Source organism: Xanthovirga aplysinae (genome assembly GCF_009711365.1).
In the GTDB taxonomy this organism is placed as follows: domain Bacteria; phylum Bacteroidota; class Bacteroidia; order Cytophagales; family Cyclobacteriaceae; genus Xanthovirga; species Xanthovirga aplysinae.
In genome coordinates, this window is sequence record NZ_SMMB01001146.1 from 1 (window position 1) to 9406 (window position 9406).

A 9406-nucleotide genomic window follows, 5' to 3' on the forward strand; every position below is an offset into this window, starting at 1 on the left:
CGTTTTTTAGGTTTGATGGATTTTTTCTAATGATAATAAGGGAATGTGTTGAAAAGAGTACTTGATATTTTTTAGTTTTATAGAGGATTCTTCCTTTTGGTTTGCATTAATGAAGCTAGGAAAGCTGGGCAGAAAAAGATCGTTTCAATAGAAGGAGGTGTTTCCAAAAGCCAAGTTCAAAAATGTTTTAATGGAATTTTGTGGGTCGGAAATAAAAAAGCACCGATAAATTTTCAAGTCGGTGCTTTTTAAAAGTTCTGATTTTTTAGAATTTAGGGCATTATTCTTTCACTGCCTTTTTTCTTTGATTCTCATCTAAAATAATTTTCCGCATACGGATGTTTTCCGGAGTTACTTCCAGATATTCATCCTTCTGAATGTACTCCATGGCTTCTTCCAGTGAGAATTGCTTCTTTGGTGGAATCTTGGCGTTATCATCTGAACCGGCCGCTCGCATATTGGTCAATTTTTTACCCTTTTGCACATTTACCGCAATATCATTTTGACGGTTGTGTTCACCAATTACCTGACCAGCGTATAATTCATCTCCCGGATCAATGAAGAAGATTCCTCGATCTAAGAGCTTATCAATGGAATATGCTCTGGCGGGACCTGTTTCCATAGAGATAAGAGACCCGTTAATTCTTCCAGGTATAGGACCTTTGTAAGGTTCATATCCTTTCAATCGGTGGTTCATAATGGCTTCTCCAGCTGTTGCGGTTAATACATTATTTCTTAAACCAATTAAGCCACGGGATGGAATAATGAATTCTAAATGTTGTAAATCACCTTTTGGCTCCATGACCAGTAATTCAGCTTTTTTTTGTGTAGCCAGCTCAATTACCTTACCAGCAGTTTCTTCAGGTACATCAACAACTAAGGTTTCTATAGGTTCACATTTTACTCCATCCACTTCTTTAAAGATTACTTGCGGCTGACCTACTTGCAACTCGTAACCTTCTCGGCGCATGGTTTCAATTAAAACGGATAAATGAAGAATTCCCCGGCCGTAAACGATAAATTTATCTTCAGAGTCACCTTGTTCTACTCTTAAGGCAAGGTTTTTTTCTAATTCTGCCATCAAACGGTCACGCAGGTGGCGTGAAGTAACAAACTTACCTTCTTTACCAAAGAATGGTGAATTATTAATGGTAAAGAGCATGTTCATTGTCGGCTCATCTATGGCAATCCTTGGGAGAGGCTCAGGATTTTCCAGATCCGTTAGGGTATCACCGATTTCAAAGTCTTCCAGGCCTACAACAGAGCAAATTTCTCCTGCATGAACTTCTTCTACTCTTTGTTTGCCTAAGCCTTCAAATAAGTGCAATTCCTTAATACGTACACGTTTTATCGTTCCATCCGCTTTGGACAGTCCCATGGTTGCCCCTTCTTTTAAGCTTCCTTGGTACACTCTTCCAATGGCTATTCTTCCTACAAATGAGGAGAAGTCCAATGAAGTGATTTGGAATTGGGGAGTTCCCTCTGGCTGTGGAGCTTCCGGGATATGCTCTATGATGGTATCTAATAAAGGGGTGATGCTATCTGTTGGGTTTCTCCAGTCTTCACTCATCCAGCCCTGTTTAGAAGAACCATACATGGTCACAAATTCTAATTGTTCTTCCGTGGCACCCAGATTAAACATCAGGTCAAAAACTTCCTCATGTACTTCTTCTGGACGACAATTTTCTTTATCGACCTTATTGACTACCACAATAGGTTTTAAACCAAGATCAAGTGCTTTGCCCAATACAAAACGGGTTTGTGGCATAGCTCCCTCAAATGCATCGACCAAAAGTAATACCCCATCAGCCATTTTCAAAACCCTTTCTACTTCCCCACCAAAATCGGCGTGACCAGGCGTATCGATGATGTTGATCTTTGTGTCCTTATATCGTACGGAAACGTTTTTAGACAGGATCGTAATGCCACGTTCACGCTCCAAATCGTTGTTATCCAGGATGAGCTCATTAAATTCTTGATTTTCTCTGAATAGCTTGGAAGCATGAATAATTTTATCCACTAGCGTAGTTTTGCCGTGGTCAACGTGTGCAATGATCGCAATGTTTCTGAGACTTTTCATTCATTCTAAATTTTTGAAGGCGCAAAACTACAAAAATGCTTGAAAATAAACATACAAATACTTTTGTTTTAAGGACATAATTCTAATTTGTCACATTTTATTTTCAGGGGATTTGCAGCCCTCATCAAAATTGTGATTTTCAGTTCTATAGTTTTTTAATTACTTTCTTAGAAACTCTGGTTGTTTGAATTTAGTATAATTGTATTGCTTCCTTAGAAGGAAATCCTTTATGGATCAGGGAATAGTCAAATCATTTCTGAAAAAAGAAATGGTATTATAAAGGCAAAAAAGAAAGTTTTTTCCAGGGAAACGGTCTTTTTCAGAATGAGAGTTTTTATGGAGAATTATTTTGTAATTGCTTGTGAATAAGTGATGTAAGTGGGGTGTTTTGGCTGAAGGCTCTTTTTTTTATTAGTCTGAGTGAGGAGCGAAATTAGTTTGGGGAATATTTTATAAATTGAAAAATAGCTCTACTTTTGTATCCCGAAAAGGAGGTAGTGCTGATAGTGGCAAACGGTATAACCAATAAATCAGTATTGAAGGGCTTTAAGAAAGCTCAGAGTTTATCCTGGCCAGTCAGGCAGTTCCGATGTTATATTGTGGATTGTGATATCTTTACATACACCAAACCCAAAACCTACTAATTTTTATGTCTTCGGTTAAACTCTTTTCGGGATCAAGTTCCCGTTATTTGGCGGAAAAAATTGCTAGCTCGTATGGGAAACCGTTAGGTAACCTGACGATCCAGAAATTCAGTGATGGGGAGATGTCTCCTAACTTTGAGGAGTCGGTAAGGGGAGCCGATGTATTCCTAATTCAGTCGACTTTTCCTCCTGCAGACAATATGATGGAATTGTTGTTGCTTATTGATGCAGCGAGAAGGGCTAGTGCAAAACATGTGACGGTAGTGGTTCCTTATTATGGGTATGCCCGTCAAGACCGTAAGGATAAGCCGAGGGTGGCTATTGCTGCTAAATTGATGGCAAACTTACTTTCTGCTGCTGGGGCAGACCGATTAATGACCTGTGACTTGCATGCTGGTCAGATTCAGGGTTTCTTTGATTTTCCTGTTGATCATTTGGATGGGTCCTCTATCTTAATTCCGTACATTAAAACTTTAAATCTTCCGGAATTGATATTTGCTGCTCCTGATGTAGGAGGTGTGGCACGAGCCAGAAGGTTTGCCAAATATTTCAACGCGGAAATGGTCGTTTGCGACAAACACCGTAAACGTGCTAATGAAGTAGCCTCCATGCAAGTGATTGGAAATGTGGAAGGCAAAGATGTGGTTTTAGTCGATGACATGATTGATACAGCAGGTACTATTTGTAAGGCTGCCGAGGTGTTAAAAGATAAGGGAGCTCGTTCAGTTCGAGCGGTAGCTACTCACCCAATTTTTTCCGGACCAGCCTATGAGCGACTGGAACAATCTGTTTTAGAAGAGGTTGTGGTGACGGATACTGTTCCATTAACTAAGCAAATTGAAAAAATTAAGGTTTTAACGGTTTCAGAACTTTTCGCAAGGGCTATTCAGGCTATTCACGATCAGGAGTCTATTAGTTCTTTATTTGTTTAAGCTTTCGGAAATAATTCGAAATTCTATTATTTATTAACATATATTATTATTTATTATGAAAACTGTAGAGATTATAGGGTATAAAAGAGCAAATCTCGGTAAATCGGAATCAAGAAGATTAAGAGGAGAAGGAATGGCTCCAGCTGTATTGTATGGTGGTAAAGAGCAAATTCACTTTGCTGTACCTATGCAGTTGTTTAGAGACCTGGTTTATACACCTGATGCTCACTTGGTAGATTTAAATATTGAGGGTAAAGAGTTTAAGGCAATCCTTCAAGATATTCAGTTCCACCCAGTTTCAGAGGTAATCCTTCATGCTGACTTTTTATTATTATTTGATGATAAGCCAGTGAAGATGGATATTCCTGTAAAATATGTTGGGACATCTCCCGGAGTGCAGTTAGGAGGTAAATTAGTGCCTAGCTTGAGAACTGTAAAAGTGAAGGCTTTGCCAAAGCATTTACCAGATACCATTGAATTGGATATTAATGAATTGGAATTAGGTAAATCAGTAAGGGTACGTGATATTAAACCTATTGAAGGAGTTGAAGTATTAAATAATCCTGCAATTTCTGTTGCTTCAGTAGAAATTCCTAGAGCGCTTCGCGGTAAGCAAGCAGGGGAAGAAGAGGAAGCAGAAAGCTAAGATCTTCTGTTTTTTAGAATTTGATGAAGATCCTGCCGTAGAAAGCAGGATCTTTTTTATTTTAGTCCTTCGTTATAAGATTTTGTTAAAGGTCTTTCAAAATGTTTCGGGCATTATTTAGAAAAATAAGTAGGCAAGGGATCCGCAAGGATGAACAACACCAGCATATTGATAATACAATGAAATATTTAATTGTAGGGTTGGGAAATATTGGCCCAGAGTACATGAATACACGGCATAATATCGGATTTATGGTAGTGGATGAATTGGCTAAGAAAAACAATACATCATTTGAGAGTGGTAGATATGCCTTTAAATCTGATTTCAAGTACAAAGGAAGACAAATTCACCTAATCAAGCCTACCACTTATATGAATTTGAGTGGTAAGGCAGTAAATTATTGGATGAAGGAGTTGAAGGTTCCTAAGGAAAATGTTTTAGTAATTGTGGACGATTTGGCTTTGCCTTTTGGCAATCAAAGGATGAGGGCAAAAGGTTCTAGTGCAGGACATAATGGGCTTAAGAGTATTGAACAACTAACAGGAGGGAATAATTATGCCCGTCTAAAATTTGGAATAGGAGATGACTTTCCAAAAGGGCGGCAAGTTGATTTTGTGTTGAGTGAATTTACAGAAGGTGAATTTGCAGAACTCCCTTTAAAGATCGGGAAATCATGTGATATGGTTTTGTCCTTCTGCACCACCGGGGTCATGCGAACGATGAGTCAGTTTAATGATTAAGATATTAGCAGTTAAGAGTTAAAAGTGAAGAGTTGAAATGCGGGAATGATTGGGTTTTAATAAAAGTTTTGTATCTCTTTCCTTTAAATCTCTTCACTTTTTACTCTTTAGTAAATTAACCAACTTGGCTGCCGTTGCTTACTAATTTTTCAGTTTGCATTAAAGCTAAACTACCATCTTTATCTTCAGCTGAAAGAATCATACCTTGAGACTCTATACCCATTATTTTTCTAGGAGCGAGGTTCACTAAGACGGTGATTTGCTTTCCAACCAGGTCTTCCGGTTTATAATGCTCAGCAATGCCACTTACAATTGTGCGCTTGTCAATTCCAGTGTCTACCAGAAATTTCAATAATTTTTTTGACTTTTTGACTTTTTCCGCCTCCAGTATAGTGGCTGTACGGATGTCCATATTCATGAAATCATCAAAGCTGATTTCTTCTTTCTGAGGAATAGCTGGTTTTTGGGCCAATTCATTGGCTGCTTTGGTTTCCATCAATTTATTAATTTGTTGGTTTATGGCCTCGTCTTCAATTTTTTCAAAAAGCAATTCTGCTTTTTTGATGGAGTGATTTTCCTTTAGAAGATCGTTGCCTCCTGCGTTTTCCCAATGTAGTTTATTTAAGTTCAGGAGTTTCCTTAGTTTTTCCGCTGTAAAAGGAATAAAAGGTTCAGCCAGAATGGAAAGGTTGGCACAAATTTGCAAAGCCGTATTCATGATGGTTTTTACTCGCTCCGCATCTGTTTTAATTAACTTCCATGGTTCGGTATCTGCTAGGTACTTGTTTCCAATTCTAGCCAATTCCATCATATTTCCTAAGGCTTCTCTAAACCTGTAGGCTTCAATAGATTTGCTTACCTCATTCGGAATTGCTTTTAGTCGATCAATAACTTCCTGGTCAATTGCCTCAAATTTACCTGCGGATGGTATTTTCCCGTCATAGTATTTATGAGTCAAGACAATGGCCCTGTTTACAAAGTTCCCAAGGATCGCAACCAATTCACTGTTGTTTCTAGCCTGAAAATCTTTCCATGTAAAATCATTGTCCTTGGTTTCTGGTGCATTAGCGCAAAGTGTATAGCGCAGAACATCTTCTTTACCTGGGAAGTCTTCTAGGTATTCATGAAGCCAAACGGCCCAATTTCTGGAAGTAGAGATTTTGTTTCCTTCTAAATTTAGAAATTCATTAGCAGGAACATTGTCAGGAAGAATGTAATCACCATGTCCTTTTAACATGGCAGGAAAGATGATGCAGTGGAAAACAATATTGTCTTTTCCGATAAAATGTACTAGTTTAGTATCAGGGCTTTGCCAATAAGGCTTCCAGTCTTTTCCATTAGATTTAGCCCAGTCTTTAGTCGCTGAGATATAACCAATCGGAGCATCAAACCAAACATAAAGTACTTTGCCTTCAGCTCCATCAACAGGTACGGGTACACCCCAATTGAGGTCGCGGGTTACCGCTCTTGGTTGTAGACCGGAATCAATCCATGACTTACACTGTCCATAAACATTGCTTTTCCAATCTTCTTTGTGCCCATCTATGATCCATTCCGATAACCATTCGTTATAATCATTTAAAGGTAGGTACCAATGCTTGGTTTCCTTTAAGACAGGTTTTTCTCCACTAATAGTGGATTTTGGGTGGATAAGATCCGTAGGAGAAAGGGAAGTTCCACAAGCTTCGCACTGATCGCCATAGGCTTCTTCATAACCACATTTAGGGCAGGTCCCTTTAATATATCGATCAGCTAAAAATTGCTGGTTGGCTTCATCAAAGTATTGTTCAGAGGTCTTCTCCACAAATTTACCTTCCTCATACATTTTCTTAAAGAAAGCTGAAGCGGTATCCCGATGAGTGTCAGATGAAGTTCGGGAATAAACATCCAAACTAATTCCAAATTTCTGGAAAGAATCCTTGATAATTGCATGGTACTTATCCACAATTTCTTGAGGGCTTACTCCTTCTTTTCGGGCTCTAATGGTAATAGGAACTCCATGCTCATCAGATCCACAAATAAAGCCAACTTCGTTTCCTTTGGAACGTTGATATCGTGCATAAATATCCGCAGGAACGTAAACACCAGATAAATGTCCAATGTGCACCGGACCATTGGCGTAAGGTAAAGCTGCGGTGACGGTATATCGTTTTATTTTCTTTTCAGCCATAAATCAGATAGAAAGTTAGATAAAATGGAAAGGAGATGTTCCTCCTTCTATTTTAAGCAAGCAAAGATAAACATATTCTATCGAAAATGTAATAGTGTGGACTACACACAAAATGTGAATATGAAATTTTAACTCACCTTTAGAATTAAAGGGTGCTTTGCCTAGGTATAACCAGAGGTTTATTCCTTAGAAAGGCCTTTACTTCGATCATGCTTTTCTTAAACTTGAAAGTTTAATCTTTCTTATTGAATTGTAATATCTCTGAAAATGGTAACTCTTGACTTGTAGACAAGTCAAGAGTAAATCTTAATCCTCTCAAGGGCTCTATTTAGGTTTGAGATTGAGGAGTTTATTATTGATCGCAAATATTATAAAAATTTAATATTCTTAGGGAAATGAAACAAGATAATCCATCAGACAAAAAACTCACTACCGCCTCGGGTAGACCCTATTTGGAAAACGATAATAGTATGACGGTAGGACCAAGGGGACCGATTCTATTGCAGGACTATTTCTTGCATGAAAAAATGGCACATTTTAACCGGGAAAGAATTCCTGAGCGGGTTGTGCATGCTAAAGGGTCGGGTGCTTTTGGTACCTTTACTGTTACACATGATATTTCAACCTATAGCCGGGCCAAAATATTTAATGAAATAGGAAAGAAAACACGATTATTGATACGTTTTAGCACCGTGGGGGGAGAAAAAGGAAGTTCAGATACGGTAAGAGATCCCAGAGGTTTTGCAGTCAAATTTTATACAGAAGATGGGAACTGGGACTTAGTGGGGAATAATACCCCAATTTTTTTTGTGAAGGATCCCAAAAAATTTGGTGATTTTATTCATACCCAGAAGAGGAACCCCCAAACTAATTTGAAAAGCCCTACTATGATGTGGGATTATTGGTCGCTGAACCCAGAGAGTATGCATCAGGTGATGATCCTGATGAGTGATCGTGGAACTCCTTATGGCTATCGGCATATGAATGGCTATAGTTCTCACACCTTTTCATTGATTAATGCCGAAAATGAAAGGGTGTGGGTGAAATTTCATATCAAGACACTTCAAGGAATTAAGAACTTTTCCCCTGAAGAAGCTGAAAAACTAAGTGGTACAGATCCTGATTGGGCACAAAGAGATTTGCTGGAGGCTATAGAATCCGAAAATTATCCAAAATGGTCATTGAAGATTCAGGTGATGACAGATGAACAGGCCAAATCATTCCCTTGGAATCCCTTTGACTTGACCAAGATCTGGCCTCATATAGATTATCCCTTGATGGAGGTAGGAGAAATAGAACTAAATGAGCTCCCAGAAAATTATTTCGCTGAAGTGGAGCAATCGGCCTTTGCTCCGGCTCATGTTGTTGATGGGATAGGCTATTCACCGGATAAAATGCTTCAAGGCCGGTTGCTTTCCTATCCTGATGCTCATAGATATCGTTTGGGAGTGAATTATGAGCAAATTCCTGTGAATAAATGCCCTTACCATGTAGCAAATTATCAGCGAGATGGTTTTATGCGTGTGGATGGCAATGGGGGAGGAAGCCCCAATTATTGGCCTAATAGTTTTGATAACATAAAAACAGAGGAGAGCTATAAAGAGCCTTCTATGAAAATGGAGTCTACTTTAGCCGATTGGTATGATAGAAATGCTAAGGGAGAGGATGATCATTATTCACAGCCTAGATCTCTGTTTAGAGATGTGATGAATGATCAAGAACGTAAAAATCTCATAAAAAATTATGCGGCCTCCATGAGTGGAATTTCAGGGTCAAAAGCGGAAGAAATTACTTTAAGGCAATTGGGACATTTACACAAGGTGGATGGGGGGTTAAGTACTGGTGTAGCAGCAATCTTAGGAATTGAGACTGGGAAGTTTTCTTAAGAAAATTATTGATTGAAAAAGTCTACAGAACTGCCAAGTGCTTTTCGAAACTATATTGGTGAAGCTTTATTAATACCGGCTCTTCCTGGTTTAAGATTTATTTTCTAATTATTTCTGGGTAAACTCAAATTGGACTTTAAAATAAGGGAAGTAGAAAAACAAAATGTGGGTGAGTTCCCTTTTCCAATTGAAAAATAAGTTCTTAATGGAAAAAGTTATTATTTGATTGATAAAGAAATCGCTGAAATGAAAATTCTTGCTTGAAGGGAGGTTTGAATAGTTGCCCGACTAGGGCTCGAACCTAGACT

The 9406-nt window shown here is 38.5% G+C and carries 6 protein-coding genes; 4 read left to right on the forward strand and 2 right to left on the reverse strand.

Going from position 1 to position 9406, the window contains the following annotated elements; all coding sequences use genetic code 11:
* Positions 1–280: 280 nt before the first annotated feature.
* Positions 281–2080: a translational GTPase TypA gene (gene typA, locus E1171_RS14385; RefSeq protein ID WP_155206726.1), complete on the reverse strand. Its 1800-nt coding sequence runs from the start codon at positions 2078–2080 to the stop codon at positions 281–283.
* Positions 2081–2729: 649 nt separating this feature from the next.
* Between typA and E1171_RS14390 the strand changes: the two genes are divergently transcribed.
* The 3 genes from E1171_RS14390 to pth all read left to right on the forward strand — a co-directional run bounded on the left by E1171_RS14390 (position 2730) and on the right by pth (position 5042).
* The gene (locus E1171_RS14390) at positions 2730–3656 is read left to right on the forward strand and encodes a ribose-phosphate pyrophosphokinase (protein ID WP_155206727.1); all 927 of its coding nucleotides are present in this window, start codon (positions 2730–2732) and stop codon (positions 3654–3656) included.
* 55 nt (positions 3657–3711) lie between these two features.
* The gene (locus tag E1171_RS14395; protein WP_155206728.1) at positions 3712–4302 is read left to right on the forward strand and encodes a 50S ribosomal protein L25/general stress protein Ctc; all 591 of its coding nucleotides are present in this window, start codon (positions 3712–3714) and stop codon (positions 4300–4302) included.
* A gap of 179 nt (positions 4303–4481) precedes the next feature.
* The gene (gene pth, locus E1171_RS14400) at positions 4482–5042 is read left to right on the forward strand and encodes an aminoacyl-tRNA hydrolase (protein ID WP_155206731.1); all 561 of its coding nucleotides are present in this window, start codon (positions 4482–4484) and stop codon (positions 5040–5042) included.
* Positions 5043–5157: 115 nt separating this feature from the next.
* Here the strand turns inward: pth and metG are convergent, their stop codons facing one another.
* Positions 5158–7212 (reverse strand): methionine--tRNA ligase, encoded by a 2055-nt coding sequence (gene metG / locus E1171_RS14405; RefSeq protein WP_155206729.1) that lies wholly within the window; start codon positions 7210–7212, stop codon positions 5158–5160.
* A 395-nt stretch (positions 7213–7607) separates the two neighbouring features.
* Here metG and E1171_RS14410 point away from each other — a divergent pair, with 395 nt between their 5' ends.
* Positions 7608–9098, forward strand: a complete 1491-nt coding sequence (locus E1171_RS14410; protein WP_155206730.1) for a catalase — start codon at positions 7608–7610, stop codon at positions 9096–9098.
* The last annotated feature ends 308 nt before the right edge of the window (positions 9099–9406 follow it).